The following is a 26,148-nucleotide window of genomic DNA, read 5'->3' on the forward strand; positions in this document are numbered from 1 at the left end:
CTGGACCGCCATGACCGTTCGCCATTTCCTCTCCACCCAGGACTACAGCCGCGCCGAGATCGACGCGCTGCTCGAGCAGGCCGCCGCGTTCAAGCGGTCGCCGCAGGGCCAGCAGCTGGCCGGCAAGTCGATCGCGCTGATGTTCTTCAACCCGTCGATGCGGACGCGGACGAGCTTCGAGCTGGGCGCGTTCCAGCTGGGCGGTCATGCGATCGTGCTGTCCCCGGGCAAGGACGCCTGGCCGATCGAGTTCGAGGTCGGTTCGGTGATGGACGGCGACACGGAAGAGCACATCGCCGAGGTGGCGCGCGTGCTTTCGCGCTACGTCGACCTGATCGCGGTCCGCGCGTTTCCCAAGTTCGTCGACTGGTCCGTCGATCGCCAGGACAAGGTGCTCAACGCGTTCGCGCGCTACGCCACGGTGCCCGTGATCAACCTCGAGACGATCACCCATCCTTGTCAGGAGCTGGCCCACGCGCTGGCGCTGAAGGAGCATCTCGGGGATCTGCAGAACAAGAAATACGTGCTGACCTGGACGTACCATCCGAAGCCGCTGAACACGGCGGTGGCGAATTCGGCGCTGCTGATCGCCACCAAGATGGGCATGGACGTCACGCTGCTGTGCCCGACGCCCGAATACATCCTCGACGAGCGCTACATGGAATTCGCCCGGACCAACGCCCGCGAAAACGGCGGATCCCTGCAGGTGTCGCACGACATCGAGTCGGCCTACAGCGGCGCGCACGTGATCTACGCGAAGAGCTGGGGCGCCATTCCGTACTTCGGCCGCTGGGACGAGGAAAAGGCGATCCGCGACGCCAACAAGCACTTCATCGTCGACGAGGCCAAGATGGCCCTGACCGACAACGGCCTCTTCAGTCATTGCCTCCCGCTGCGCCGGAACGTCAAGGCGACGGACGCGGTGATGGATTCCCCGGCCTGCATCGCCATCGATGAAGCCGAGAACCGCCTGCACGTGCAGAAGGCGGTCATGGCGTCCCTCATCTCCCAGCCGGGCACGACATCCGGCCTCGGTTTCTGATCCTTCCCATCCGCCAAGCCCACTCTTTTTCCTCGGAGCCCGCATGTCCAGCAACGATATCGTCCTCGCCTTCTCGGGCGGCCTCGACACCAGCTTCTGCGTTCCCTATCTGATCGAGCGCGGCTACGCCGTGCACACCGTCTTCGTGGACACGGGCGGCGTGTCGGCCGAGGAGCGCGAGTACATCGAGCAGCGCGCCCACGAGCTCGGCGCCGCGTCGCATCGCACCGTCGACGCCGCCCAGGCGATCTGGGACACCTTCGTCACGCCGCTGATCTGGGCCGGCGAGTTCTATCAGGGCCAGTACCCGCTGCTGGTCTCGGACCGCTACCTGATCGTGAAGGCGTCGCTGGAGCGCTGCGACGAACTCGGCACGAAGCTGTTCGCGCACGGCTGCACCGGCATGGGCAACGACCAGGTGCGCTTCGACCTCACCGTGAAGGCCCTCGGCGACTACACCATCGTGGCGCCGATCCGCGAGATCCAGCGCGAGCACACGCAGGTGCGCGCGTACGAGCAGAAGTACCTCGAGGACAAGGGCTTCGAAGTCCGCGCCAAGACCAAGCACTACACGATCAACGAGAACGTGCTGGGCGTGACCATCTCGGGCGGCGAGATCGACGCATGGGAAATTCCGGAAGAAGGCGCCGTCGCCTGGTGCGCGCCGCGCTCCGAATGGCCGGTGGAACCGCTGCGCATCGAGCTCGGCTTCGAGAAGGGCACGGCCGTGTCGCTCAACGGCAAGGCCGCGTCGGGCCCCGAGATCCTCGGCTTCCTCAACCGCGAGCTGGCGAAGTACGGCGTCGGCCGCAGCCTCTACACCGGCGACACTAACATCGGCCTGAAGGGCCGCATCGTGTTCGAGGCGCCGGCGCTGACCGCGCTGCTCACCGCGCATCGCGCGCTCGAGGAGACCGTGCTGTCGAAGCAGCAGAACCGCTTCAAGCCGGAGATCGGCCGCAAGTGGACCGAGGTGGCGTACGAGGGCTTCTTCAACGACCCGATCAAGGCCGACCTCGAGGCGTACCTCGTGTCGACGCAGCGAAAGGTCGACGGCAAGGTCGTCATCGAGACGCGCGGCGGCACCGTCTACGCGGTCAAGGTCGAATCGAAGAACATCCTGCATTCGAAGAAGGCCACCTACGCGCAGGCCGCCGACTGGGGCGTCGCGGAGGCCGAGGGCTTCATCAAGCTCTACGGCATGAGCTCGACCATCTGGGCGGAAGTCGACCGCGCGAACGGGAACTGATCCGGACTCATGGACACGCTTCTTCAGGACACCCTCACGCACCTGCGCGCGCTCGTCGGATACGACACGCGCAACCCGCCACGAACCATCGGCACCGACGGGATCTTCGACTACCTCCGCGCGAACCTTCCGGGGTTCCAGGTGGAGGTCACGGATTTCGGTGCCGGTGCCGTGAACCTCTATGCCGTGCGCGGCAAGCCGAAATACCTGTTCAACGTGCACCTGGATACCGTGCCGGACTCGCCGCACTGGACGGCGAGCCCGCACGAGTTGCGCGTGACGGACGATCGCGCGATCGGCCTCGGCGCCTGCGACATCAAGGGCGCCGCGGCCGCGCTCGTGGCCGTCGCCAACGCGAGCCAGGGCGACATGGCGCTGCTGCTGTCGACCGACGAGGAAGCCAACGATGCGCGCTGCATCGACGGCTTCCTCGCGACGCCGCGCGACTACGAGGCGGTGATCGTCGCCGAGCCGACGAAGGGTGAGGCGGTGCTGGCGCATCGCGGCATCCATTCGGTGCAGATGCGTTTCCAGGGCAGGGCGGGGCATGCGTCCGGCGAGCAGAAGCCGTCGGACAGCGCGCTCCACCAGGCCATCCGCTGGGGCGCCGCCGCGCTCGACCACGTGCAGGCGCAGTCGCACGAGCGCTTCGGTGGCCTCACCGGCCTGCGCTTCAACATCGGCAAGGTCGAGGGCGGCATCAAGGCCAACGTGATCGCGCCCACCGCCGACGTGCGCTTCGGCTTCCGGCCGCTGCCGTCGATGGACGCCGACCGTCTCCTCGAGACGTTCCGCACGCTCGTCGAGCCGCATCCCGTGGAATACGGCGAAACGTTCCGTGGCGACTCCCTGCCGGCAGGCGACACGGCCACGGCGGAGGCACGCCGCCTCGCCGCGCGCGACCTGGCCGACGAACTCGGCATCCCGGTCGGCAACGCCGTCGACTTCTGGACCGAGGCGGCGCTGTTCTCGAAGGCCGGGTACACCTGCTTCGTTTACGGCCCCGGCGACATCGCGCAGGCGCACAGCGCCGACGAATGGGTCGCCCTCGACCAGCTCGCACATTACGCCCAGACCATCCATCGGATCGTGGACAGTGGACTCTAATAAGCACACCAGGAAAACGATCGTCCGCCTGCTCTCGTCGATGGGCAGCGCGCGCGAAATCCAGCAGTACCTCAAGCGTTTCTCGCAGGTGGACGCCGCGCGCTTCGCCGTGGTGAAGGTCGGCGGCGCGGTCCTGCGCGACGAGTTGCCGGACCTCACGTCGTCGCTGTCGTTCCTGCAGCAGGTCGGCCTGACGCCGATCGTGCTGCACGGCGCGGGTCCGCAGCTCGACGAAGAGCTTTCGGCGGCGGGCATCGAGAAGAAGACCGTCAACGGCTTGCGCGTCACCTCGCCGGAAGCGCTGGCGATCGTGCGCCGCGTGTTCCAGGCGCAGAACCTGCGGCTGGTCGAGGCCCTGCAGGAGGTCGACACGCGTGCCACGTCCGTGCCATCGGGCGTGTTCACCGCGGACTACCTCGACCAGGACACCTTCGGTCTGGTGGGGCGCGTGCGCGACATCAACCTCGCGCCGATCGAGGCGAGCCTGCGCGCGGGTTCCATTCCCGTGATCGCGAGCCTCGGCGAAACCGACGCCGGCCAGATCCTCAACATCAACGCCGACTTCGCCGCTAACGAGCTCGTGCGCGTGCTGCAGCCATACAAGATCGTCTTCCTCACCGGTACGGGAGGCCTGCTCGACGGCGACGGCAACGTGATCGATTCGATCAACCTGTCGACCGAATACGACCAGTTGCTGCAGCAGCCATGGCTGCATTCGGGCATGCGCCTGAAGATCGAGCAGATCAAGGACCTGCTCGACGACCTGCCGCTGACCTCGTCGGTGTCGATCACGCGGCCCGCCGAACTGGCGAAGGAACTGTTCACGCACAAGGGTTCCGGCACGCTGGTCCGGCGCGGCGAGCGCGTGCTGCGCTTCGATTCGTGGAACGACGTCGATCTCGACCGCATGCGCCAGCTCATCGAATCGAGCTTCGGCCGCACGCTCGTCGGTAACTACTTCGAACGCACGAAGCTGTATCGCCTCTACGTCTCGGAGAACTACCGCGCGGCGATGATCCTCACGCAGGAGGAAGGCTTCGCGTATCTCGACAAGTTCGCGGTGCTGGACGACGCGCAGGGCGAAGGCCTCGGTCGGGCCGTATGGCAGGTGATGCGCGACGAGAACCCGAAGCTGTTCTGGCGTTCGCGCCACGGCAACGTGATCAACCACTTCTACTACGCGGAGTCGGACGGCTGCTTCAAGCAGACGCGCTGGAAGGTGTTCTGGTACGGCCTGGACAGCTTCGCCGACATCGAACGTTGCGTCGCGCACAGCGCCACGCGCGAACCCACCCTGCAGGACTGAACGGTCATGGCGAACAAGACCATCGGCATCGTCGGCGCGCGTGGCCACACGGGCGCGGAACTGATCAAACTCATCGTCGGTCATCCGGGCCTCGATCTCGCGTTCGTCTCGTCGCGCGAGCTCGACGGGCAGCGCCTGGCCGATCACAGCGACGCCTACGCGGGCGAGCTCCTCTTCAGCAATCTCGATCCGGCCGGCGTGGCGGCCGCCGGCGCCGACGTGGTGGTGCTCGCGCTGCCCAACGGCAAGGCCGCGCCGTACGTGGAGGCGATCGACAAGGCGGGGGGATCCACGGTGATCGTGGACCTCTCGGCCGACTATCGCTTCGACGAGCGCTGGTACTACGGCCTGCCCGAGCTCTACCGCGACCGCTGGCGCGGCGAGAAGCGCATCAGCAATCCCGGTTGCTACGCGACCGCCGTCCAGGTGTCCATCGCGCCGATCAAGGACTTGCTCGCGGCACCTCCGGTGTCCTTCGGCGTATCGGGCTACTCGGGCGCCGGAACCACGCCGTCCGACCGCAACGATCCCGAGAAGCTGCGCGACAACCTGATGCCGTACTCGCTGACGGGACACATGCACGAGAAGGAAGCGAGCCGCCACCTCGGCCTGCCCGTCGAATTCATGCCGCACGTGGCGCCGCACTTCCGCGGCCTCACCGTCACCACGAACCTGTATCTGGCGAAACCGGCGAAGCGCGAGGACATCGTGCGCCGCTACGAGGCCCGGTTCGAGAACGAGAAGCTCATCCATGTCGTCGACGAGGCGCCGTGGGTCAGCCGGATCGCGAACCGTCACCATCTCGAGGTCGGCGGCTTCGCGCTGTCGACAGATGGCCGTCGCGTGGTCGTCGTGGCCACCCTCGACAACCTGCTCAAGGGCGCGGCGACCCAGGCCATGCAGAACGTCAATCGCGCGCTCGGCTTCGACGAGCTCACCGCCATCCCGCTGTAGCGCACCAAGGAATCATCGATGACCCAGCCGCTCTGGCAGAAATCCGACACGCAGGTCGACGCGCGCATCATGCGGTTCCTCGCGGGCAACGACGTCGTGCTCGATCGCGAGTTCTTCCTCCACGACATCACCGCGAGCAAGGCGCACGTCGAAGGCCTCGCCAACATCGGGGTCGTCAGCACAGACGAGCGCGACGCGCTCAAGCGCGAACTCGACGCGCTGGCCGCCGACTTCTCCGCGGGCAGCTTCGTGCTCGACGAGCGTTTCGAGGACGGGCACTCGGCGATCGAGGCGCGCCTGACGGAGCGCCTTGGCGACGCCGGGCGCCGTGTGCATACCGGGCGTAGCCGCAACGACCAGATCCTCGTGGCCACGCGTCTGTGGCTGAAGGAAAAGCTGGCGACGCTCGAGGCCCTGTGCCGCCGCATCGCGGAGGTCTGCCTCGAGCGGGCCGCCGGCGAGGCGCTGCCGATGCCCGGCTACACGCACATCCAGCGCGCGGTGGTCTCGTCCACCGGCATGTGGTTCGCCGCGTTCGCGGAGGCGTTCATCGACAACACGCTGCGCGCCCGGCAGGCGCTGGAACTGATCGACGCGAATCCCCTCGGCACCGCCGCGGGCTACGGCGTGAACGTGGGGCTCGACCGCGCGCATACGACGCAGGCGCTCGGTTTCGGCCGCATGCAGGTGTCGCCGATCTACGCGCAGCTGTCGCGCGGCAAGTTCGAGATGGCGGCGCTCGACGCCGTCGGCACGGCGCTGCTGGACACGCGCCGGCTCGCGTGGGATCTCTCGCTGTTCACCACCGCCGAGTTCGACTTCGTGAAGCTGCCCGCGGAGTACACGACGGGCTCGTCGATCATGCCGAACAAGCGCAATCCCGACGTCGTCGAACTGCTGCGCGCAAGCTACGCGAGCGTGGCGGCGGCGCGTACCGAGATCGAGCAGCTGCTCTCGCTGCCGTCGGGCTACCAGCGCGACCTGCAGTTCTCCAAGGGCTCGCTGTTCCATGGCTTCTCCATGGGGCTCGGCGCCCTGGAACTGCTGCCGGACATGCTCGCCCGTTTCGAGTGGAAGGCCGACCGCATGCGCGCGGCCATCGAGCCGGCGATGTACGCGACCGACGTCGCGATCGAGCAGGCCGTGGCCGGCGTGCCGTTCCGCGACGCGTATCGGGCGGCGGCGGAGACGGCTGCGTCGGCGGGCGAGGGGCGCTCGCCCGAATCGAGTCTCGCCGCGCGCACGTCGCCCGGCGCGGGCAACGACCTGATGCTCGACACGTTGCGCGCGCGCCTCGCGGCGTTGGGCTGACGGCGGATCGCCGCTGGGCGGCGATCCGGGCGGTCGCAAGAGGCGTGGCAGGGGAGGATCGATGGCGTTCACCGAACAAGCGCTGCCACCCTGGCGGCGCGCCGTCCTCAAGGTCGGCAGCAGCCTGCTGACGACGCCGGAGGGCGCCTTGACCGGCGCCCACGCCGCCGCGCTCGCGTCCTTCGTCGCGGCCTCCCGCGCGCAGGGACGCGAGGTGGTGATCGTTTCCTCGGGCGCGGTGGCGGCGGGCCGTGGCCTTGCCGCGCCACAGCGGGGCAGCGGACTGGTCGGACGCCAGGCGCTCGCCGCGCTCGGACAGACGCGCCTCGTCGCGCTCTGGCAGGGGTTCTTCGACGACGCGGCGGTGGCGCAGGTGCTGCTCACGCACGACGACCTGCGCCACCGGCGCCGTTACCTCAACGCGCGCTCCACGCTGCGTGAATTGCTGGCCCTCGGCGCCATTCCGGTCATCAACGAGAACGACACCGTCGCGGTGGACGAGCTGAAGGTCGGCGACAACGACAACCTCGCGGCCATCGTCGCGGCGCTCGTCGACGCGGACCTCCTGCTCATCGCGTCCGACGTGGCCGGCCTGTACAGCGCGGACCCGCGCGCGGTCATCGACGCGGTGGCCATCGACGATGTCGCGGCCGTCACGCCCGCGCTCCTGGCCAGCGCCGGCGGCGCCGGCAGTCGGGCCGGCACGGGCGGCATGCGCACGAAGCTCGAAGCGGCGGACAAGGCCGCCTCGGCGGGCATCGAGACGGTCATCTTCGACGGCCGGAACGCGGCCGTCGTGGGCCGGCTCGCCAGCGGATCGCTGTCCGGCACGCGTTTCCGCGCGCAGGGCGGCCGTGTCGCCGCGCGTACGTCCTGGCTGCGCCACGCGCCGATCGCGGGACGTATCGACGTCGACGCGGGGGCGGCCGCCGCGCTGCGTTCGCGCGGGGCGTCCCTCCTGCCCGGCGGCGTGACGAGCGCCACGGGCGACTTCGCACGGGGCGACGTCGTCGAGGTGGGCGAGGGCGACCGCGTCATCGCCCGCGGCATCGCGCAGTACGCGGCGGGCGACATCCGCCGCCTCGCCGGCAGGCACACGCGCGAGATCGAGGCCATGCTCGGCTACAGTTACGGCGAGACGATCATCCACCGCGACGACCTCGTCGTCCTTCCCGGCTGAGGGAGAGCGCCATGACATCGGATCTTCGCGAACGCGCACTGGCCTGCAGGGACGCCGCCGCCGCGGTGGGGGCGCTGGGCACCGCGGCGAAGCGTCGCCTGCTGCACCGGATGGCGTCGTGCCTTGCGGAGGACGCGTCGCTCGTCGTCGCGGCGAACGCGCTCGACATGGAGTCGGCCCGCGCGAACGGGTCGAGCGACGCCATGCTCGATCGCCTGCGCCTTGATCCGTCGCGGATCGACGGCATCGTCACGGCGATCCGCGACGTCGCCGCGTTGCCCGATCCGGTCGGCGTCGTCACGCGTCGCGACGTGCGACCCAACGGTATCGTCGTCGAGCGCGTGCGCATTCCGCTCGGGGTCGTCGCGATGATCTACGAAGCGCGCCCCAACGTCACGGCGGATGCCGCCGCGCTCTGCCTGATGGCGGGCAATGCCGTGATCCTGCGCGGCGGATCGGACGCCATGAGCTCGAACCTCGCCATCGCCGCGTCGCTGCGGCGCGCGCTGCGCGAGGAGGGCCTGCCGGAAGCGGCCATCACCCTGCTGGACGATCCGCGTCGCGAAACGATGGTCGAGCTGCTCCAGCTCGCCGACATCGTCGATCTCGCGATTCCCCGCGGCGGCGAAGGCCTCATCCGCTTCGTCACGGAGCACGCGCGCGTGCCGGTGATCAAGCACTACAAGGGCGTCTGCCACCTCTACGTCGACCGCGCGGCGGACCCCGATCTCGCGCTGCGCCTGCTCGTCGACGGCAAGACGAGCCGACCCGGTGTGTGCAATGCGCTCGAGACGTTGCTGGTCCATCGCGACATCGCCCCAGCGTTCCTTCCGCCAGCCATCGCGCGACTGCGCGAACTCGGCGTCGAAGTCCGCGCCGACGACGCGACGCGCGCGCTTGTCGCCGGCCTGTCGCCGGCCAGCGAGGACGACTACGCCGCGGAATTCCTGGCGCTGATCCTCGCCGTCCGTATCGTCGACGACGTCGACGACGCCATCGCGCACATCCGGCGCTACGGTTCGGATCACACCGAAGTGATCGCCACGACGGATACCGCGGCGGCAAGCCGCTTCGTCCATGCGCTGCGTTCGGCGGTGGTGATGGTGAACGCGTCGTCGCGCTTCAGCGACGGCGGCGAACTCGGCCTGGGCACGGAAATCGGCATCTCCACGACGCGCCTCCACGCCTACGGCCCCATGGGGGCCGAATCCCTGACGATCGAACGCTTCGTCGTCCGCGGCGAAGGCCAGACCCGCCACCCGACCTGACCCGAATCGCGCCCAGGTGCGCTCCAACAGCCAGTTGGAGCGCACCTGGGCGCGACATCCTTTGAGGCCATGAGCAACAGGCCCTGCGGTTGCGAAAGATCGTCGTACCTACAGGCTCACGTGCGCAGGGAATACTCCCGGATGACTGTTCCAGGTCGTTGAATTCAGCCTCGTCGCTGACACAGAAGCATTCAATATGCTGCGAGGAGCTTACCTACGCGCCCTCGAGCACGGGACTACAGCAGAACTAGGGTTGGCGACAGAAAATCATCCGGCCGTTCGGAAGGGCGGCCAGCAGGGACGTAGGCAATTGGAGGGCGTACATGCGTTCGAGCAAATGGCTGCTGTGACGAGTGCCAGCGCCGTCTCGTCCCTTTGGATGATGTCGCTTGCGACATGGAAAACATACTGGTGGAAATCGCGCCGCTTTTTCAAAGCGTCGCGTTCGAGGTTCTTCGTCGCCATGTTCCTTCTCGCACCGATCGCGGCGGTGCCCGAAATGATTCCGGCGATTTTTTCGGTTCCAGGCGACGCTTCCGTGCACCCTTGGCTTCGTGGCCTCGACTTCGCTGCGATCGTTTTGACGTACAGAACGTGGATGGCGTCCCAAAGGCCTTTCTCGCCGGATGTCTCGAGGTTCCATGTGCTCGCGACCTGTGCTTCGCCGTGGTTCCTTCGCGCTAGTAGAGCGGTCGGCGCCTTCGTCGCATCCTGGCCAGTCATGTTGCTGACCATCGGCCTGACGGTTCTTGGCGACCTGCGAGCGGCCGTGACTGCCTTGCTGGCAGTTGGCTCAGCATGGGTCGCCGGCGGCGCAAGAACGTGGTGGCCTTGGCAAATGCGGTTCCATGCGCGTCACGACCTTCGATCGAGCGAGCGGACGGCCACCGTGCTTCTGCGCAGCGCATGGACCGACATGAGTCCAGCGCGTCACGCCGGAAATCTCGTGCGGTACGCGTCCATTGGAGGCGTCGTGGCGTGGAGCACGCATTTCGCAGCATCCGACGACGGGATGGCTGTGTCGACGGTGGTGCTGATCGCTTCGGGTGCCGTAGCGGTGATTCCCATCCGTGGCATGGCTGAGGCTGCGCGCGAACGTATGCTCGGGGTGGCTCCGATGCTCGCTATCGCGCCGCGCATTGAATGGCTGTGCGCCGCGCGGGTCCTTGTCGGTGCGTGGTTCGTCGTCGCCATGGAGGTCGTTGTCGTCCTTGGCGCTGGTGCTGGAGATCTGCCCATGGGCGCGCCGCTACTGGCATCCACGATGGCGAATGGGCTCGTCGTTTGTGGAACGAGATCGTTCGGAATGCCTAAAGTGTTCGACTGGCTCGGTATCGGGGCGGCTTCCACCGGGCTGTCGTGGTGGTGGCTATGACGTCGCTGTCCATGGATCGTGTAAAGAAGGGCTTCGGGCCGCGGTGTGTGATCCGGGATGCCTCCGCGCGGCTTGAAGAGGGGGCTCATTTGCTGGAAGGGCCGAACGGCGCGGGAAAGTCGACCCTCATGAGCATGGTGGCGGGCATGTCGCAGCCGCTAGCTGGCTCGATCATCCTGGATGGTCACGACGTGTCGCGCCGGACACGTGCTTCCCGGAGGGCGATCGCGTTCTCCCCCGCCGAGCCCGTCTTTTTCGAGGGTGTGACGGTTGCGGAAGCCATACGATTGCACTGCGCTCTTCGCGGTGATCCGGCAGATCGATCCACGATGCTCGGCGAGGATCCGTTTCTCCTCGATTCGGTCATGGACGCACGCTTCGGCGAACTATCCCTCGGCTGGCGAAAGCGCGTGATCCTTCACATGGTTCTCGGCTCGTCGGCCGAGCTGGTGATACTCGACGAGCCGACTGTCGGACTCGACGTCCCCTCGATAGACGTCTTGCGAGAGTGGCTGATTCGGCGACGCGGAATCGCCCTGGTCACCAGCCACGAACCGTCTGCACTTCATCTACCGTGGGCCGGCAGGCATGTGCTTTGTCCGTCGCCGACCGGATCGGTGTTGCGGCACGCGTCATCGTAGGCTGGCCGGACGCTCGCATCGCGCCCAGGTGCGCTCCAACAGCCAGTTGGAGCGCACCTGGGCGCGATGGGTGCTTGCGAACGCATCGATCGCGGCCAGGTCGCTCCAACGGAGCGCGGTCAGGCGACGGTGCCGAGGCCCGCGCGGATGCGAGTCGAGACCGACAGCATGGCGGTCCAGGCGCGCTCCAGCGCGTCGGCGAGTTCGGCACGGTCGAGGGCGACGGTTTCCGCGCGGCCACCTTCGTCGGGCACGTATTCGATCAGCACGCGGTGGCCGTCGATCCATGCCTGTTCGCCGGCGAGGAACGACGGATCCTCGAACGCGGCGGTGCCCGGCTCGGGTGGCATGGCGAAGGCCGTGCGGGCATCGACCGGTGCCTCGCGCAACAGATCGAGGGCTCGTTCGTACGAACCATCCTCGTCGTCGAGGTAAAGGTCCACGCGATCCATGCGTGGCCCGGCGAACAGCTCGACCGAGCCGGTGAAGATGGCGTGCGTGGCGTAGCCGTCCAGGCGCAGGCGCGGGTGGGCGAGCACGTCGCGCAACGCGGCCACGTAACGGTCGGTGACCTCCGTGTTCTCGCGAAGCCACACGCTGCTGACGTCGTCGATCGCGGTGACGTGGCCGTCCACCTTCGCCTCGACGCCGGTATGCGATACGTGTGCCGGCCGTTCCGGAAGGGCGACGGGCAGGCCGCCGGCGCGAAGGCCGAACATCACGCGTCCGGGCGCGGTACGCAGCCAGCGCGTCACGCCCTGCATGACGAAACCGTTGCCGCGTTCGCTGTACGGAGCGGGGAACAGTTCCTGCTCGCTCATGCGTTCGCTCCGCGCCACGCTTCGATGGTTTCCACCGCGTCCAGGCAGTCCGCGTAGCGGTTGTACAACGGCGTGGGCGAGAGGCGGATCACGTCCGGTTCGCGCCAGTCGCCGATGACGCCGTGGCGCTCGAGATGGGCGAAAAGAGCGCGGCCCGCGTCGCGGCCCGCGCGTACACGCACGGACAGCTGCGCGCCGCGCTGCGCCGGGTCGGCCGGCGTCACGATGTCCAGCGTGTCGTCGAGGCGCGTGCGGATGAGCCAGTCGAGGTAAGCGGTGAGGCGACGGCTCTTGGTCGCGAGACGCGGCATGCCCGCGCGCGTGAAGACGTCGAGCGATGCGCGCAGCGGCGCGAGCGCCAGTATCGGCGGGTTCGACAGCTGCCAGCCATCCGCACCGGGCGTGGGCACGAACGTGGGCCCCATCTGGAACCGTGTCGTCTTGTCGTGGCCCCACCAGCCGGCGAAACGCGGGACGTCCTCGCGTGCATGGCGTTCGTGGACGAAGGCGCCCGCGACGGCGCCCGGTCCGGCGTTGAGGTACTTGTACGTGCACCAGACGGCGAAGTCCGCGCCGCTGTCGTGCAGGGCGAGCGGAAGGTTGCCCACCGCATGGGCGAGATCGAAGCCGACGACGCAGCCTTGCGCGTGTCCGAGGCGGACGATGGTCGCGAGATCGAACACCTGGCCGGTGCGGTACTGCACGCCGGGCAGCAGCACCAGCGCGACGCGTCGGCCGTTCGTGGCGATGGCGCGCTCGATGGCATCCATCGACAGCGTGCCGCCCGGACCGTCGGGCTCGATCTCGATGAGGTCGGTCGCCGGATCGAAACCGTGGAAGCGAACCTGCGATTCGAGCGCGTAGCGGTCGGTGGGAAACGCTCCGGCTTCCATCAGGATGGCGGGGCGTTCCGTGGTCGGCCGGTAGAAGCTGACCATCATCAGGTGCAGGTTCACGCCCAGGCTGTTCATCGCGACGACTTCGCCGGGGCGTGCGCCCACGACCTCGGCCATCGCGTCGCGCACGTACTCGTGGTAGTGCATCCACGGCGAGCGGCCGCGGAAGTGCGCCTCCACGGCGAGGCCGGCCCAGTCGTCGAGTTCGGCCTCGATCGCCGCGCGCACGCTCTTCGGCTGCAGGCCCAGCGAGTTGCCGCAGAAATACAGGCTGTCGCGTCCGTCGTGCGGCGGGATATGGAACTCGTCGCGAAAGGGACGCAGGGGATCGGCGGCGTCCTGGGCGTCGGCCCAGGCGCGCGTCGCTTCGAAGTCGGTCATGGATCGGGTATCCGGAAGCATCAGGACGGGATGCGCGAGGCGACCTCGGCGCAACCCTTGTCGAAAGCGGCGGCGAACTTCGCGTCGTCCGCCGGACGCACGCAGCGAAGCTGGATCGCGTAGCCGCCCGTGTAGAAGTAGCGCTCGTAGTAATCCTGCTTCACCGGACCTTCCTTGGCCGTGTAGGCATTCTCGGTTGGCGAGGAAGCCTTCCGCGGCGCGTAGTCCTTGAGGCCGGACGCGCGGCTGCGCAGGGTGCCGGCGAATTGCTGGAAGCCATTGAGGTTGGGCACCGGCTGCAGCGTGATCGACACGCGTGCGAGCGTCGCGTCCGCCTGCGTCGAGCCCGGCACCTGGAAGACCTGGCTTTCGCTGTCACGATCCTGCGACTGCATGATCGGCACCCACGCGTCGGGAACGGCGAAGCGGATCTTGCCGTCGGCCATGGCGACGTCGGTGGCGCCCAGGGCGGGGCTGGCGAAGGCGAGGGCGGTCAGAAGGACGCGCAGGGTGCGGTTCACGGTGTGGGGTCCCCAATGGATCGCGGCGCATGCCGCGTAACGGCGGCATTCTGGCACAGCGGACGCGACGCGTTCGCCTGTCGGCCGTGAGGCGTGTCACGCCACCGCGGCGACGGGCTGGAAGCGCGCCATGGGCATGCCCAGCCATTCGAGCGCGGTGCCGTGGAAGAGCCGGGCGCGATCGGCATCGGACAGGCCCAGCGCTTCGATTCCCGCGCCCGGCTCCTGCTCGCCGAGCGGGAACGGGTAATCGGTGCCGAGCATGACCCGGTCGGTGCCGGCGGTGGCGAGCAGGTAGCGCAGCGCCGCGTCGTCGTGCACGCAGGAATCGAAGTAGAGGCGGGACAGGTACTCGCGTGGATTGCGCGCGTTGTCGGTGGCGACCAGGTCGGGGCGCATGCGGAACCCATGCTCGATGCGGCCGATGGAGTACGGAAAACTGCCGCCGCCATGGGCGAGCATGATCTTCAGCGACGGCAATCGCTCCAGCACGCCACCGAAGATCAGCGCGCACGCGGCGCGCGATTGCTCGGCCGGCATGCCGACGAGCCAGGGCAGCCAGTACTTCGGCATGGTGTCGGTGCCCATCATGTCCCAGGGATGGACGAGCACGGCCGCACCGAGGTCGGCCGCGGCCTCGAAGAACGGGAACAGCTCCGGCGCGTCGAGGTTCCATTCGTTGCAGTGCGAACCGATCTGCACGCCCTGCAATCCGAGCTCGTCGATGCAGCGCTCCATTTCCCGGATCGCCAGGGAGGGCGATTGCAGCGGAACCGTGCCGATGCCCGCGTAATGCCGGGGATGCGCCTCGCACACCTGCGCCATGCTGTCGTTGAGGTGCGTGTGCAGCTCGAGCGCCTGGTGGCCCCTCGCCCAGTACGAGAACATCACCGGCACCGTGGACACCACCTGCACGGCGACGCCGAAGCGCGCGTAGTCGGCGATGCGCGCCTCCGCGTCGAACGCCGATTCCCAGACCTCCCGGAAGAACCGGCCGTCCTTGTAGATCCTATGGTGACCGCTGGTGTGGGTCATCACCGGGAAACGGTCGTCGCCGTACCGGGCCGCGAGATCGGGCCAGTCACGGGGCAGGATGTGCGCGTGCGTATCGATCTTCAGCATGCGCCCGAGTGTAGCGCCGGGCGCATGACGGAGCCTCTCGCGGTGCAGCAAGCCTAGGCCGGGGCGGTCGAGCGGCGGGCGACGACGTGGGCGATGGTGTCGACGTTATCGGTGAGGCGATCGGTCAGCCGCTCCACGGCGTCGGCCAGCTCGCGGTCGACGCCGCGCGCCAGCGCCTCGGCCAGGGCGCGCTGGTGCTCGCGCAGGGCCGGTGGGGGCGCGACGGCCTCGGTGCGCGTGAGCGCCCCGGACTGCGCGCGCAGCGCCGCCGAGGCCTCGCGGATGAATGCGCCGACGTGCGGCCATGCCTGCGCCGCCGAGGCGTCGTCGATCAGCGATTCGAGCGCCATCGACGTGCGTGCGAGGCGGTTGCCGTTGGCGTAGAGCGTTTCGGCCAGCTCGAGCAGCACGGCGGGCGTTCCGGGTTCCGCGCGCATGCGGTCGACCGACGCCTGCGCGTTCGTGCGCGCCGTGCGCGTGCGCGTGCGGACCTCGTACCGGGTCGCCACGTCGGCGGGCGCGACGAGGGCGTCTAGATAGTCCGCATAGGCGCAGAGCATCTCCGAGAGAGCCGAGCGGGCCTGGTGCCGCTCCCAAGACGGCCAGAGAAGGTAGGCGAGCAGCGCGAGCGCGCTCCCTAGCGCGGTGTTCAGAACGCGGTCGGACATGGCCGAGAACGGATCGACGCCTTCGAACGACAGCAACACGACGACGGTGCCCGTCAGCGCGGCCACCGCGATGCCGTAATGCGCGCCGGCGAGGTAGCGGAAGATCACGCAGAGCAGGGCCATGACGGCGAGGTGCGCGACGACGGCATCCGGCGTGATGCGCAGGACGAAGGTGGTCAGAAGGAGGCCGAGCACCGTGCCGACGACGCGCAGCAGGCCGAAGTTGAACGTCGCGGCGAAATCGGGGCGGAGCACGATCGCCGCCGTCATCGGCAACCAGTAGCCGTGTGGCAGGGCGAAGTGACGCGAGACCACGAAGGCCACCGTGAGCACCACCGCGCAACGCACGGCGTGACGGAAGGCGACCGATCCCGGCGTGACGTTCGCACGCAGGATCGACAGCGCCGATGCGCTGCGCAGCGTCTTGGGCAACGCGGTTTCCGCGCGCTGCGCGCGTTCCTCGCCTCGCGAGCCGGCCCAGTTCGTATTGCGCACGACGGCGGCGAGCTGGCCGGACAACGCCTGGATGTGCGCGCCGATGCCGATGGGCGGGGCGCCCGATAGCAACGCGCGCTCGCTCGCCTGCAGGGTGGCGAGCGCCCGCTCGGCCCGTTGCGGCGGCTCGGCGGCATCGAGGGCGTCGGCCGCGGCGATCAGCACGCGCGAGGCGTCGTTGCGGAACATCTCGCCGACGCCGTGCCGGCCCGATTCCAGTTCGGCGATCGCGACGAGTTCGAGACGGATGCGCTCCGCCAGTTCGAGCAGCACGCGGAAGGCTTCCATGGCGCGCCCATGCGCGTGGTGCCGGCCGAGCAGGGTGACCTGCAGCGTGTTCATCGCGTCGGTGAGGCCGGGAGCCTCGCCGTCTTTCTGCGGCTTGCGCGCGAGTTCCGCCAGCCCGCGGAAGACGACCGCGAGGGCGGCGCGCTCGGGCCGATAGCGCTGCAGCGGCCACGCGGCGATGGAGAACACGGCCAGCAACATGCCGCCCGCGAAGATCAGGCCGCCGCCCGCGAAGGCACCGCGCAGATCCGTGGGGGTCGCCGCCGTGATCACGAGCAGCAGCATGCTGGTCATGCCGACGCGGGCGATGTCGGGGCCGAAGACGACGAGCATGCCGCCGGCGAAACCGCAGACGGCGCAGGCGAGGGCCATCGGCGCGACGTAGTTGCCGATGAGGAAGCCGACGAGCGATGCCACGCCCGCCGCGAGCGCGGCGAGGAACAGACGGCTGAGGCGTTGCTGGTAGGGACCGGGCTGGTCCGAGAACATGGTGTCGAGCGCGCCGGCGGCGATGCCGATGCCGACCTGCGGATGGCCGGACCAGATGCCCAGGGCGAGCGGCAGGATCACCGCCGCCGTGTTGCGCAGGGCGACGCGCATCGGGACGTCGGGACGCTTCGTGCGGATCAGCGTTTCGATGACGCTGGCACGTAACGAGTAGCCGTTGCTCATGGGTCGGGAGGGCTCATCCATTGAGCCGACCATTCTGCCCAAACCTGCCTGACTGGAGGGCAAGCGGGACGAGGGGGATGGAGAACGCGGCCGCGTTTCCGTCCCCGTGCATCACGAAGCGCGACCTGCGAAATCGCCGGTCAGCGTGTTCACGGTGACTTTCTCGCCGGTGGTGATGTACTCGGGCACCTGCACTTCGATCCCGGTGCTCAGGGTCGCCGGCTTGGTGCGCTTGGTGGCGCTGGCACCCTTGAGCTCGGGCGCGGTGTCGGTCACCGTCAGGACGACCGAGGTCGGCACCTGCAGGCCGACGGGCGCATCGTCGATCACCTGCACGTAGTAGCCCTCGAGGTCTTCGACGATGTAGCCGGCGTTGTCGCCGACCACCGAGGCGTCGAGCGTGTACTGGGTGTAATCCTCGTCGTCCATGAAGACGAACGCGTCGCCATCCATGTACGAGAACTTCGCCGCGCGGCGCGCGAGCTCCACTTCCTTCAGGTCGTCGTCGGCGCGCAGGCTCAGGTCGAACTTGCGGTTGCCCGGGATCGAGTAGAGCGTGAAGCGGAACGTGACGTTGCCGCCGCGGGCCGTGGGCGAGCTGCGCTCGATGTCGCGGACCTGGTAGACCGTGCCGTCGTTCTCGACGACGTTACCTTTCTTGACTTCGGATGCTTTCATGGGTGTTCGACTTCGATGTCGTGGTTGGATTATTTCGGCGCGAGACGCACGGCGCCGTCGAGGCGGATCGTCTCGCCGTTGAGGTAGCGGCTGGTGAGGATGAAGGCGACCGTGTCGGCGAACTCGTCCGGCTTGCCGAGGCGGGACGGGAAGGGGATCGAGGCCGCCAGCGACTCCTGCACCTGCGGCGGCATGCCGTCGACCATCGGGGTCCAGAAGATGCCCGGCGCGATCGTGTTCACGCGGATGCCGAAGCGGGCGAGTTCGCGTGCCATCGGCAGCGTCATGCCCACCACGCCGCCCTTGGATGCCGAATACGCGGCCTGTCCGATCTGGCCTTCGTACGCCGCGACCGAGGCGGTGTTGACGATCACGCCGCGCTCGCCGTCGTCGCCGGCGCTATTGGACTGCATCAGCTGCGCGGCCGCCTTGGCGACGTTGAAGCTGCCGACCAGGTTGACCATCACGGTGGTGGAGAACGTGGACAGCGGCATGGCGCCGTCCTTGCCGAGGACGCGGCCCGCGCCCAGGATGCCGGCGCAGTTCACGACCACGTTCAGGCCGCCCATCGCCTCGCTGGCGGCGGCGACGTTCGCGGCGACGCCATCCTCGGAGGTGACGTCGGTGCGCTGGAACGAGGCGTTCGCGCCGAGCGCGGCGACGGCGGCGCGGCCCTTCTCCTCGTTGACGTCGAAGAGCGCGACCTTCGCGCCCGCGGCGACGAGTCGCTGCGCGACGGCATGACCCAGGCCGGATGCGCCGCCGGTGATGACGGCCCTGACGTGTTCGAGCTGCATGGGAACTCCGGAAAACTGGCAAAGAAGCGCATCTTAGCCGAGGGGGCCCGCGGATGCTTTCCGCGGCAGCACACGGGTTGTGGGAGTTACGGATTACACGGCGGCCAGCAGGCCGCGGAGTTCGCGCGTCTGCGCCAGTCGCGCGAACGGGACCACCGGGCGGGGCGGATTCGCGGGTTCGGAGAGGAAGAGGCTCCACACGCCGACATCCCACCAGCGGCCCAGCTTGTAGCCCGCCTTGGGCCAGACGCCCGCGGGGGCGAAACCCATGGCCTCGTGCATCGCTACGCTGGTATCGCCGGGCAGGGTGATGACGCCGACCGCCTGGTTGATGCCCTGCAGGCGCATGGCGTCGAGCAGCGTGCCGTAGAGGCGGCGGGCGATGCCGCGGCGGCGGGCTTTCTCGTGCACGTAGATCGAGGTTTCCGCGATCCAGTCGTACGCCGCGCGCTCGCGGAAGCGGCCCGCGTAGGCGTAAGCGAGCACCTCGCCGTCTTCCTCCCAGACGAGCCATGGGTGATGGGCGAGTCGTGTGCGAATGCGGCCGGCCATGGCGTCGTCGCCCGGCAGTTCCGTTTCGAAGGTGATGGCGCTGCTCTCGACGATCGGCGCGTAGATGGCGTGGCAGGCGGCGGCGTCGGTGTCGACGGCGATACGGATCACAGGGGCTTTTCCATGAAGATGCTGGACGGGGAGGCGTGATGGTCGCCGAAGGGGCGGCAGCGGCGATAGCCCGCGCGTTCGTAGAGCTCGATCGACTCGGTCTGCGCCGTGCCCGTCTCCAGCTTCACCATGCGTCCGCCGGACGCGCGGATCTCGCGTTCCAGCGCCTCCAGCATCTGCTTGCCGAGACCCATGCCACGGCAGGCCGGCAGCACGTACATGTATTTCAGCTCGGTGTAGTCGCCGTGGTCGACACCCGCGCCACAGGCGAGCGGTGTGCCGTCGACACGCGCGGTCATGAACGTCGTCTGCGGCTGGCGCAGCGCGAGCACGCTGATCGCCGGCGGAGGCACCGGGCGATCGAGGTCGGACAGGTAGATGTGCAGTTCCTCCATCAGCGAGAGCACGTCGGCACGGCCGGGATCGTCGATGGCGAACACGAGCGACGGCGGTGTCGGCGGGACGATCAGGTCGCCGTCGTTGAGGCTACGGAGGAAGAAGCGGTCGCAGCTGAAGTGTCCCGTGCCACCCATGGGGGCGTCGATGCGCGTGAAGCCGAGGCGCAGGTACAACGCCTGCGCCGCGTCCATCCCGGTCAGCGTTTCGAGGTAGCAGCGGGAGAAGCCGGCGCGACGTCCCGCGTCGAGGCAGCGGCGGAGCAGCTGCGTCGCGGCACCGGAGCCGCGCGCTTCCGGCAGGAAGTACATCTTGCGCAGCTCGCAGGTTTCGTCGTCGCCGCCTTCGAGCGGCGCGATGCCGCCGCCGCCCACGGCGCGGCCGTGCATCTCGACCACGAAATACGCGCAGCGCGGCGCCGAGTAGGCCGAGGACATCGTGTCCACTTCGGGGTCGTGGATCGCGAAGCCGGGCCCGTCCGCGCCGAACTCGGGCATCACGGTGCGGATCACGGCGGCGATGTCGGCATCGTCGCGGGGTTCGATCGGGCGGATCAGGAAGTCGGCAGGCATGCGTCGATGCTGCCACGCACGACCACGCGCGCCAAGGCGTCCTTGGGCGGCGCTGCCGACGCGTTACGCGGCCGTACGCGCCCGCGTGACCCGGCTCGCCGTCTCCTTGCCCAGCCGGGCCGCCAGCCACGCGCCCGTCTCCACGAGGCGGTCGAGGTCGACGCCCGTCGTCATGCCCATGCCGTGCAGCATGTAGACGACGTCCTCGCTGGCGACGTTGCCGGTGGCACCCTTGGCGTACGGGCAGCCACCGGTGCCGGAGACCGCGCTGTCGATCACGCGCACGCCTTCCTCGAGGCAGGCGAGGATGTTGGCGAGCGCCTGGCCGTAGGTGTCGTGGAAGTGGATGGCGAGCGCGCCCATCGGCACCTCGGCGGCCACGGCGCGCAGCATGGCACGCGCCTTCGCCGGCGTGCCGACGCCGATGGTGTCGCCCAGCGACACCTCGTGGCAGCCCAGTTCGTGCAGCCGGCGCGCGACGCGGACGACGTCCGCGACGGGAACCTCCCCCTGATAGGGGCAGCCGAGCACGGTGGAGACGTAGCCGCGCACGGCCACGCCATCGGCGCGCGCGCGTTCCATCACGGGCACGAAGCGATCGATGGACTCGTCGATCGACGCGTTGATGTTCGCGCGGTTGAAGGCTTCCGACGCGGCGGTGAACACGGCCACCTCGGACGCGCCGACCTCGATCGCGCGCTCGTAACCCTGCAGGTTGGGCACCAGCACGGGATACACGACGCCGGGCGCCTTGCGGATGCCGCGGAAGACCTCGGCGGCGTCGGCGAGCTGCGGCACCCACTTCGGGCTGACGAAACTGGTGGCTTCGATCGTGGCGAGACCGGTCGCCGAGAGGCGGTCGATCAGTTCGATCTTCACCGCGGCCGGAAGCAGGGCCTTTTCGTTCTGGAGGCCGTCGCGCGGACCGACTTCGACGATGCGGACATGGCTGGACGTGTTCAATGCGCTCTCCGGTCAGGCCGTTTCGGCGAAGCGCACGAGCACCGCGTCCGCGTCCACGAAATCGCCTTGCGCCGCCGATATCGATTCGATGGTGCCGGCGCGCGGAGCCTTCAAGGCCAGCTCCATCTTCATCGCTTCCATCACCAGCAGTTCCTGTCCTTCCTCGACGCTGTCGCCGACGGCCGCCCGGACGAGGACGATCCGTCCCGGCATCGGCGCGACCAGCTGGCGCGCGCCGGCGGTCTCCTCGCCGGTCCACGCGAACGCGGGCGCGCGCTCGAAGGTCCAGCGGCGTTCGTCGGCGTCGTGCAGGCGGATGCGCGACCCGTGGACGGCGATCGGCACACGCCGGGCCTGGCCGTCGAAACGGGCGGAGAGCACGCCGTCGCCAAGCCGCGCGCCGGACACCGTGCACGCGCGGTCGTCGAGGTGGAGGATGTAATCGCCACCGTGCCCATGGGCATCGATCTCGTGGCGGCGGCCACCTTCCATGAGCGCGACGACGCGCTTGCCCGGATGGCCCAGCCGCCAGGCGTCCGAGGCGGCCCACGGCGAGTGCGGATCCGCGGCGGGCGCGTGGCGGGTCGCCTCGTCGCCGAGCAGGAACGCCGTCGCCGCCGCGAACCGGTCCAGATCGGTGGGCGCGGCGTCGCCGGTGAGGAATTCGTCCAGATGGCGGTCGAGGTAGCCGGTGTCGATGCGGCCCTCGACCACGACCGGGTGACGCGCGAGGCGTTCGAGGAACGCGACGTTGGATTTCGGTCCGACGATTTCCGTGTCGGCGAGCGCGGCGCGCAGCCGTTCGAGCGCCTGGGTGCGGTCGCGGTCGTGGACGATCAGCTTCGCGATCATCGGGTCGTAGAAGATCGTCACGGTGTCGCCGGCGACGACGCCGCCGTCGAGCCGCACGTGCGCCGACGCGCGGGGCAGGTCGAGCGAGACGAGGCGCCCCGAACCGGGGAGGAAGTTCGCCTCGGGATCTTCCGCGTACAGCCGCACCTCGATCGCGTGGCCGGTCGCGCGGATCGCGTCCTGGGCCAGCGGCAGCGGCTCGCCGGCGGCGACGCGCAGCTGCCACTCCACGAGGTCCAGCCCGAGCGTCTCCTCGGTGACGGGGTGCTCCACCTGCAGGCGCGTGTTCATCTCCATGAAGAAGAACTCGCCGTCCTGCGCGACGATGAATTCGACGGTGCCCGCGCCGACGTAGTCGACGGCGCGGGCCGCCGCGACGGCGGCGGCTCCCATGCGTTCGCGTCGGGCCTCGTCGAGGAACGGCGAGGGCGTCTCCTCGAGCACCTTCTGGTAGCGGCGCTGCGCGGAGCATTCGCGCTCGTTCAGATGGATGATGTTGCCGTGCGTGTCGCCGAACACCTGGAACTCGATGTGCCGCGGATGCTCCACGTAGCGCTCGAGGATCACGCGCGTGTCGCCGAACGCGTTCGCCGCTTCACGCTGCGCGGAGGCGAGCGCCTCGGCGAATCCCTCGGCATCGCGCACGATGCGCATGCCCTTGCCCCCGCCACCGGCGGCGGCCTTGATCATCAGCGGAAAGCCCGTGCGCTTCGCTTCGTCGGCGAGATGTGCCGGATCCTGGTCGTCCCCGTGGTAGCCGGGCACCAGCGGCACGGCGTGGCGCTCCATCAGCGCCTTGGCGGCGGCCTTGGAGCCCATCGCGTCGATGCTTTCCGGTCGCGGGCCGATGAAGGCGATGCCGGCGGCCGCGCAGGCGCGCGCGAAGTCCGTGTTTTCGGAGAGGAAACCGTAGCCGGGGTGGATCGCCTGCGCGCCGCTGCGGAGCGCCACCTCGATGATCGCGTCGCCACGCAGGTACGACTCGGCGGGCCGCGGACCGCCGATCGGCCAGGCCTCGTCCGCGAGGCGCACGTGCTGGGCATCGGCATCGGCGGTGGAGTACACGGCGACCGTGCGGATGCCGAGGCGGCGGCAGGTCCGGATGACGCGGCAGGCGATTTCGCCGCGGTTGGCGATCAGGATGCGGTCGAACATGCGACTCCCGGCACGGGTCAGGGGCGGAGGGGAAAGGCGGGAAAATTAGCAGATCGCGCGATGTCGGCGGGTTGCGCCGCAGCATCGCGAACGCTTCGTGATTTGCAGTCGCGGGGCGGGTCTTCTAGCCTTGGGGGCCCGGATGGCGTGACCCGCCGTCCTTTATCTCCTCCAGAGCGAGAATTCCATGCAGATCGCCAACCGCCACGCCGTTTCCTTCCACTACACGCTGACCGACGACCAGGGCAACGTCATCGACAGCTCGGAAGGCCGCGAGCCGCTGGCCTACATCCATGGCGAAGGCCATATCGTCCCGGGCCTCGAGAAGGCGCTGGAAGGCCGCCAGCCGGGCGACCAGTTCAAGGTGGACGTGGTGCCGGAGGAAGGCTACGGCGTGCGTCACGACGAACTCGTGCAGGTGGTTCCGCGCGCGGCGTTCCAGGGCGTGGAAGACCTCCAGCCGGGCATGCAGTTCCAGGGTCGCAACGACCAGGGCAGCATCAACGTCACCGTGAGCAAGATCGAGGGCGACAACGTCACCGTCGACGGCAACCACCCGCTCGCCGGCCAGACGCTGCACTTCGCGGTCGAGATCACCGACGTGCGCGAGGCGACGGAGGAAGAACTGTCGCACGGCCACGTCCACGGCGCCGGCGGTCACCACCACTAAGCGCCGGCAAGAGCACCTGTGGGAGCGCACCTGGGCGCGACATCCTTTGAGGCCGTGACCCGGAGCTGGCGCGCCAGCTTGCGGACCGGGGCGAAAAGCCGTCGCGGCCAGGTCCGCTCCCACCGTCGCACCTGTGGGAGCGCACCTGCGCGCGACATCTTTCGAGGCCGCGACCAGGAGCTGGCGCGGCCGGGTGTGTACCCAGAACCGCCCTCCGCCAACTCAGTACCAGTCGAGCAGCGACACACCCAGGCCCAGGTACGTGGCGCGATGGTTGTAGTCGATCAGGCTTTCGCCGTAGCCGTTGAACACCTCGAGGTAACCGCGCAGGTTACCCGCGACCGGGAAGCTCCACGTTCCGCGCAGCGAGCCGTGCGAGCGATCGCCCGAGCGGAACGAGTGCCGTGCCGTGAGGCCGAATTCCTGGCGTCCGATCTCGTGCACCACCTGGATCTCGCCGCGACCCATGTAATCCTGGATGTCGGGATTGTCGTCGTCCTTGCGATCCTCGGGGATGCGCCACCACGGACGAAGCATCACCGTCCAGCCTTCGCGTTCGAAGCCGATGTCCGCGATGACGCGGTTCCAGCTTCGCGACAGCGGATCGGCGCGGCCGTTCGATTGATGGTTGACGCCGATGCCGGCGAGACGGCCCGTCCAGCCGAGGATCTGGTAGTTCGTGTTGAACACCAGCATGGCCTCGGGTTCGTAGTTGGTTTCGCGGAAGGGCCGCGAATTGTCCTTGTTGTAGACCTGCCAGCGGGACGACTGCGTATAGCCCACCCACACATCGCCGTTGTCGTCGAACAGGTTTTCCGCGACCTTGGTCTTCAGGCTGATCTGGAACTTGGCCTCGACGTTGTCCAGCTTCTGCGGCGTGCTCACCGTGTGGTCCGGCGCGGGGCTGTGCGGGCGCGTGTTCTGCTTCGAGCTGGCGAAGATCGGCAGCGCGTAGGTGGGCTTGTAGCCGCGCAGGTTGAACGTGCCGAGCTTCGATTCCGGCGACAGTTCCCAGCGGCTGTCGAGCAACGACAGCGGGCGGGCGACCTCTCCGGAATTGCGTGTCGCGAGGTCGACACTGGGCGATCGCGCGGCCGGGTCTTCCTTCTTCGCGGCCTGCGGAAGCCGGTCGCGGCCCACGGCCTTGTCGTAGCAGAGCAGGCGCTGCGCATCGGTTTCGATACCGGCGCAGGCGCGGATGTCGGTGGGGCTCGGGCTCTGCGCGAAGGCCATCCCCGCGTGCAGGCAGGCATAGACACCTGCGGCGCCAACGGCGCGAATGGATTTCATGGCTTTCGACTCCCTGCGGTCCGGCATGGGGCCGGCGACCCGGGAGTGTAGCCGCCGCAAATGTCTGCGAATCGTGGAGCGCGATCGCCGTCATGCGCGCGTTCATGCGGCGCGTCGTTCGTGCCGGTTCGGGGGCGAGCGCGGAGAACGTCGCCCCCGAACGGCTTCGGCTAGCGGCGATTACTGACCGCCGGCACCCGACTGGCGCACCCACTTCTCATAAGCGGACTTGCTCAGCGTTTCGCCCTTGGTCGCGTACAGCCAGTCGTTGGCGAGCAGCGGATAGGCCTTGGCGTCTTCCTTGGTGATCGACTTCTTGCCCTTGGCCAGCGTTTCGAACGACGGCGGCGGACCCGCCTTCGTCGCCGGAGCCGGGCCGCTGTTCACCGTGACCTGGCCCTGGGGCGTCGGCATCGTCGCGCCCGTGGAGCCCGCCTCCATGCCGGCGGCTGGCGCCGGAGGCATCGGTGCACCGGGCGGCGGCGGAGGCGGCGGCGGGGCCTGGGCGGCCGGCGGCGGCGCGGCCGGATCCGGAGGCAGGGCGTCCGTCGGGGGAGGCGGCGGAGGCACGTTGCCCGGCGGCGGAGGCGGAAGCGGGGTGGCTTCGCCGGGCGGCGGTGGCGGAACCTGATTGGGGGATGATGGCGGGTTCTGGGCGAACGCCGCGCCTGCCAGCAGCAGCGATGCGCCAAAGCCGATGGCGCGTGCACGGTACTTCATGGATGGCCTCCTTTCGTCAGCGGTGGGGGTGCCGTCGAGCGGAGACGACGGCATCGTTGCCGACGCTAGCAAGGAACGATTTAATGGCGACCCAA

At 68.7% G+C, this 26,148-nt stretch carries 24 protein-coding genes and 1 pseudogene; 11 read left to right on the forward strand and 14 right to left on the reverse strand.

The window, feature by feature from the left end; genetic code table 11:
• Nucleotides 1–10: 10 nt before the first annotated feature.
• The 10 genes from BMW54_RS02035 to BMW54_RS02080 all read left to right on the forward strand — a co-directional run bounded on the left by BMW54_RS02035 (nucleotide 11) and on the right by BMW54_RS02080 (nucleotide 11,433).
• A complete protein-coding gene (locus tag BMW54_RS02035; RefSeq protein ID WP_090052557.1) occupies nucleotides 11–1,042 on the forward strand; it encodes an N-acetylornithine carbamoyltransferase in 1,032 nt (343 codons plus the stop codon).
• Nucleotides 1,043–1,085: 43 nt separating this feature from the next.
• A complete protein-coding gene (locus tag BMW54_RS02040; RefSeq protein ID WP_090052558.1) occupies nucleotides 1,086–2,291 on the forward strand; it encodes an argininosuccinate synthase in 1,206 nt (401 codons plus the stop codon).
• A gap of 9 nt (nucleotides 2,292–2,300) precedes the next feature.
• On the forward strand, nucleotides 2,301–3,398 hold the full coding sequence (locus BMW54_RS02045) for an acetylornithine deacetylase (RefSeq protein ID WP_090052560.1): 1,098 nt from the start codon (nucleotides 2,301–2,303) through the stop codon (nucleotides 3,396–3,398).
• The gene (locus tag BMW54_RS02050; protein ID WP_090052562.1) at nucleotides 3,388–4,704 is read left to right on the forward strand and encodes an acetylglutamate kinase; all 1,317 of its coding nucleotides are present in this window, start codon (nucleotides 3,388–3,390) and stop codon (nucleotides 4,702–4,704) included. The genes BMW54_RS02045 and BMW54_RS02050 overlap by 11 nt, the downstream gene beginning before the upstream one ends.
• Nucleotides 4,705–4,710: 6 nt before the next feature.
• Nucleotides 4,711–5,658, forward strand: a complete 948-nt coding sequence (argC, locus tag BMW54_RS02055; RefSeq protein ID WP_090052564.1) for an N-acetyl-gamma-glutamyl-phosphate reductase — start codon at nucleotides 4,711–4,713, stop codon at nucleotides 5,656–5,658.
• Between the two features lie 18 nt (nucleotides 5,659–5,676).
• Nucleotides 5,677–6,969 (forward strand): argininosuccinate lyase, encoded by a 1,293-nt coding sequence (locus BMW54_RS02060; protein WP_090052566.1) that lies wholly within the window; start codon nucleotides 5,677–5,679, stop codon nucleotides 6,967–6,969.
• Between the two features lie 61 nt (nucleotides 6,970–7,030).
• Complete coding sequence (gene proB, locus BMW54_RS02065) at nucleotides 7,031–8,149, forward strand: glutamate 5-kinase (RefSeq protein WP_090052568.1); 1,119 nt, start codon at nucleotides 7,031–7,033, stop codon at nucleotides 8,147–8,149.
• 11 nt (nucleotides 8,150–8,160) lie between these two features.
• On the forward strand, nucleotides 8,161–9,417 hold the full coding sequence (locus BMW54_RS02070) for a glutamate-5-semialdehyde dehydrogenase (RefSeq protein ID WP_090052570.1): 1,257 nt from the start codon (nucleotides 8,161–8,163) through the stop codon (nucleotides 9,415–9,417).
• Nucleotides 9,418–9,880: 463 nt separating this feature from the next.
• The gene (locus BMW54_RS02075; protein WP_217642583.1) at nucleotides 9,881–10,792 is read left to right on the forward strand and encodes a hypothetical protein; all 912 of its coding nucleotides are present in this window, start codon (nucleotides 9,881–9,883) and stop codon (nucleotides 10,790–10,792) included.
• Nucleotides 10,789–11,433, forward strand: a complete 645-nt coding sequence (locus tag BMW54_RS02080; RefSeq protein ID WP_090052574.1) for an ATP-binding cassette domain-containing protein — start codon at nucleotides 10,789–10,791, stop codon at nucleotides 11,431–11,433. The genes BMW54_RS02075 and BMW54_RS02080 overlap by 4 nt, the downstream gene beginning before the upstream one ends.
• 119 nt (nucleotides 11,434–11,552) lie before the next feature.
• Here BMW54_RS02080 and BMW54_RS02085 read toward each other — a convergent pair whose 3' ends face one another.
• From BMW54_RS02085 to BMW54_RS02135, 12 genes and pseudogenes are all read right to left on the reverse strand, one after another.
• On the reverse strand, nucleotides 11,553–12,254 hold the full coding sequence (locus tag BMW54_RS02085) for a hypothetical protein (RefSeq protein ID WP_090052576.1): 702 nt from the start codon (nucleotides 12,252–12,254) through the stop codon (nucleotides 11,553–11,555).
• The gene (gene kynU / locus BMW54_RS02090) at nucleotides 12,251–13,531 is read right to left on the reverse strand and encodes a kynureninase (RefSeq protein ID WP_090052578.1); all 1,281 of its coding nucleotides are present in this window, start codon (nucleotides 13,529–13,531) and stop codon (nucleotides 12,251–12,253) included. Before kynU ends, BMW54_RS02085 begins: the two co-directional genes overlap by 4 nt.
• A gap of 20 nt (nucleotides 13,532–13,551) precedes the next feature.
• Nucleotides 13,552–14,052 (reverse strand): hypothetical protein, encoded by a 501-nt coding sequence (locus BMW54_RS02095; RefSeq protein ID WP_090052580.1) that lies wholly within the window; start codon nucleotides 14,050–14,052, stop codon nucleotides 13,552–13,554.
• A gap of 96 nt (nucleotides 14,053–14,148) precedes the next feature.
• Entirely contained in the window at nucleotides 14,149–15,174 is a 1,026-nt protein-coding gene (locus BMW54_RS02100) for an amidohydrolase family protein (RefSeq protein ID WP_090052581.1), read from the reverse strand.
• A 53-nt stretch (nucleotides 15,175–15,227) separates the two neighbouring features.
• Complete coding sequence (locus tag BMW54_RS02105; protein ID WP_254779007.1) at nucleotides 15,228–17,297, reverse strand: FUSC family protein; 2,070 nt, start codon at nucleotides 17,295–17,297, stop codon at nucleotides 15,228–15,230.
• Nucleotides 17,298–17,408: 111 nt separating this feature from the next.
• Nucleotides 17,409–17,975, reverse strand: coding sequence for an elongation factor P-like protein EfpL (gene yeiP, locus BMW54_RS02110; RefSeq protein WP_090052584.1), 567 nt, complete (start codon nucleotides 17,973–17,975; stop codon nucleotides 17,409–17,411).
• 29 nt (nucleotides 17,976–18,004) lie between these two features.
• Entirely contained in the window at nucleotides 18,005–18,772 is a 768-nt protein-coding gene (locus BMW54_RS02115; RefSeq protein ID WP_090052586.1) for an SDR family NAD(P)-dependent oxidoreductase, read from the reverse strand.
• 93 nt (nucleotides 18,773–18,865) lie between these two features.
• Entirely contained in the window at nucleotides 18,866–19,435 is a 570-nt protein-coding gene (locus BMW54_RS02120; protein ID WP_090052588.1) for a GNAT family N-acetyltransferase, read from the reverse strand.
• The gene (locus BMW54_RS18955; protein WP_256374583.1) at nucleotides 19,432–19,830 is read right to left on the reverse strand and encodes a GNAT family N-acetyltransferase; all 399 of its coding nucleotides are present in this window, start codon (nucleotides 19,828–19,830) and stop codon (nucleotides 19,432–19,434) included. The genes BMW54_RS02120 and BMW54_RS18955 overlap by 4 nt, the downstream gene beginning before the upstream one ends.
• Nucleotides 19,831–19,917: 87 nt before the next feature.
• Nucleotides 19,918–20,403 (reverse strand): annotated as a pseudogene (locus BMW54_RS18960) (GNAT family N-acetyltransferase); the annotation flags it as partial.
• A 63-nt stretch (nucleotides 20,404–20,466) separates the two neighbouring features.
• Complete coding sequence (locus BMW54_RS02130) at nucleotides 20,467–21,366, reverse strand: hydroxymethylglutaryl-CoA lyase (RefSeq protein ID WP_090052590.1); 900 nt, start codon at nucleotides 21,364–21,366, stop codon at nucleotides 20,467–20,469.
• A gap of 12 nt (nucleotides 21,367–21,378) precedes the next feature.
• Nucleotides 21,379–23,373, reverse strand: coding sequence for an ATP-binding protein (locus tag BMW54_RS02135; protein WP_090052592.1), 1,995 nt, complete (start codon nucleotides 23,371–23,373; stop codon nucleotides 21,379–21,381).
• A 187-nt stretch (nucleotides 23,374–23,560) separates the two neighbouring features.
• On the opposite strand from BMW54_RS02135, the gene BMW54_RS02140 reads away from it, so the two are divergent.
• A complete protein-coding gene (locus BMW54_RS02140) occupies nucleotides 23,561–24,043 on the forward strand; it encodes an FKBP-type peptidyl-prolyl cis-trans isomerase (protein WP_090052594.1) in 483 nt (160 codons plus the stop codon).
• 222 nt (nucleotides 24,044–24,265) lie between these two features.
• Here BMW54_RS02140 and BMW54_RS02145 read toward each other — a convergent pair whose 3' ends face one another.
• Both BMW54_RS02145 and BMW54_RS18900 read right to left on the reverse strand, forming a co-directional pair.
• Complete coding sequence (locus tag BMW54_RS02145) at nucleotides 24,266–25,276, reverse strand: phospholipase A (protein WP_254779223.1); 1,011 nt, start codon at nucleotides 25,274–25,276, stop codon at nucleotides 24,266–24,268.
• Nucleotides 25,277–25,513: 237 nt separating this feature from the next.
• Complete coding sequence (locus BMW54_RS18900) at nucleotides 25,514–26,053, reverse strand: hypothetical protein (protein WP_090052598.1); 540 nt, start codon at nucleotides 26,051–26,053, stop codon at nucleotides 25,514–25,516.
• Nucleotides 26,054–26,148 lie beyond the last annotated feature (95 nt).

The organism is Luteibacter sp. 329MFSha (genome assembly GCF_900111665.1).
GTDB lineage: Bacteria > Pseudomonadota > Gammaproteobacteria > Xanthomonadales > Rhodanobacteraceae > Luteibacter.

Coding starts and splice junctions, on each gene's coding strand:
- BMW54_RS02080 (WP_090052574.1), top strand. CDS start 10,789: ATGACGTCGCTGTCCATGGATCGTGTAAAGAAGGGCTTCGGGCCGCGG.
- BMW54_RS02105 (WP_254779007.1), bottom strand. CDS start 17,297: ATGAGCAACGGCTACTCGTTACGTGCCAGCGTCATCGAAACGCTGATC.
- BMW54_RS02045 (WP_090052560.1), top strand. CDS start 2,301: ATGGACACGCTTCTTCAGGACACCCTCACGCACCTGCGCGCGCTCGTC.
- yeiP (WP_090052584.1), bottom strand. CDS start 17,975: ATGAAAGCATCCGAAGTCAAGAAAGGTAACGTCGTCGAGAACGACGGC.
- BMW54_RS02075 (WP_217642583.1), top strand. CDS start 9,881: ATGTTCCTTCTCGCACCGATCGCGGCGGTGCCCGAAATGATTCCGGCG.
- BMW54_RS02070 (WP_090052570.1), top strand. CDS start 8,161: ATGACATCGGATCTTCGCGAACGCGCACTGGCCTGCAGGGACGCCGCC.
- BMW54_RS02115 (WP_090052586.1), bottom strand. CDS start 18,772: ATGCAGCTCGAACACGTCAGGGCCGTCATCACCGGCGGCGCATCCGGC.
- BMW54_RS02100 (WP_090052581.1), bottom strand. CDS start 15,174: ATGCTGAAGATCGATACGCACGCGCACATCCTGCCCCGTGACTGGCCC.
- proB (WP_090052568.1), top strand. CDS start 7,031: ATGGCGTTCACCGAACAAGCGCTGCCACCCTGGCGGCGCGCCGTCCTC.
- BMW54_RS02135 (WP_090052592.1), bottom strand. CDS start 23,373: ATGTTCGACCGCATCCTGATCGCCAACCGCGGCGAAATCGCCTGCCGC.
- BMW54_RS02085 (WP_090052576.1), bottom strand. CDS start 12,254: ATGAGCGAGCAGGAACTGTTCCCCGCTCCGTACAGCGAACGCGGCAAC.
- kynU (WP_090052578.1), bottom strand. CDS start 13,531: ATGACCGACTTCGAAGCGACGCGCGCCTGGGCCGACGCCCAGGACGCC.
- BMW54_RS18955 (WP_256374583.1), bottom strand. CDS start 19,830: ATGGAGGAACTGCACATCTACCTGTCCGACCTCGATCGCCCGGTGCCT.
- argC (WP_090052564.1), top strand. CDS start 4,711: ATGGCGAACAAGACCATCGGCATCGTCGGCGCGCGTGGCCACACGGGC.
- BMW54_RS02140 (WP_090052594.1), top strand. CDS start 23,561: ATGCAGATCGCCAACCGCCACGCCGTTTCCTTCCACTACACGCTGACC.
- BMW54_RS02060 (WP_090052566.1), top strand. CDS start 5,677: ATGACCCAGCCGCTCTGGCAGAAATCCGACACGCAGGTCGACGCGCGC.
- BMW54_RS02145 (WP_254779223.1), bottom strand. CDS start 25,276: ATGGCCTTCGCGCAGAGCCCGAGCCCCACCGACATCCGCGCCTGCGCC.
- BMW54_RS02040 (WP_090052558.1), top strand. CDS start 1,086: ATGTCCAGCAACGATATCGTCCTCGCCTTCTCGGGCGGCCTCGACACC.
- BMW54_RS02035 (WP_090052557.1), top strand. CDS start 11: ATGACCGTTCGCCATTTCCTCTCCACCCAGGACTACAGCCGCGCCGAG.
- BMW54_RS18900 (WP_090052598.1), bottom strand. CDS start 26,053: ATGAAGTACCGTGCACGCGCCATCGGCTTTGGCGCATCGCTGCTGCTG.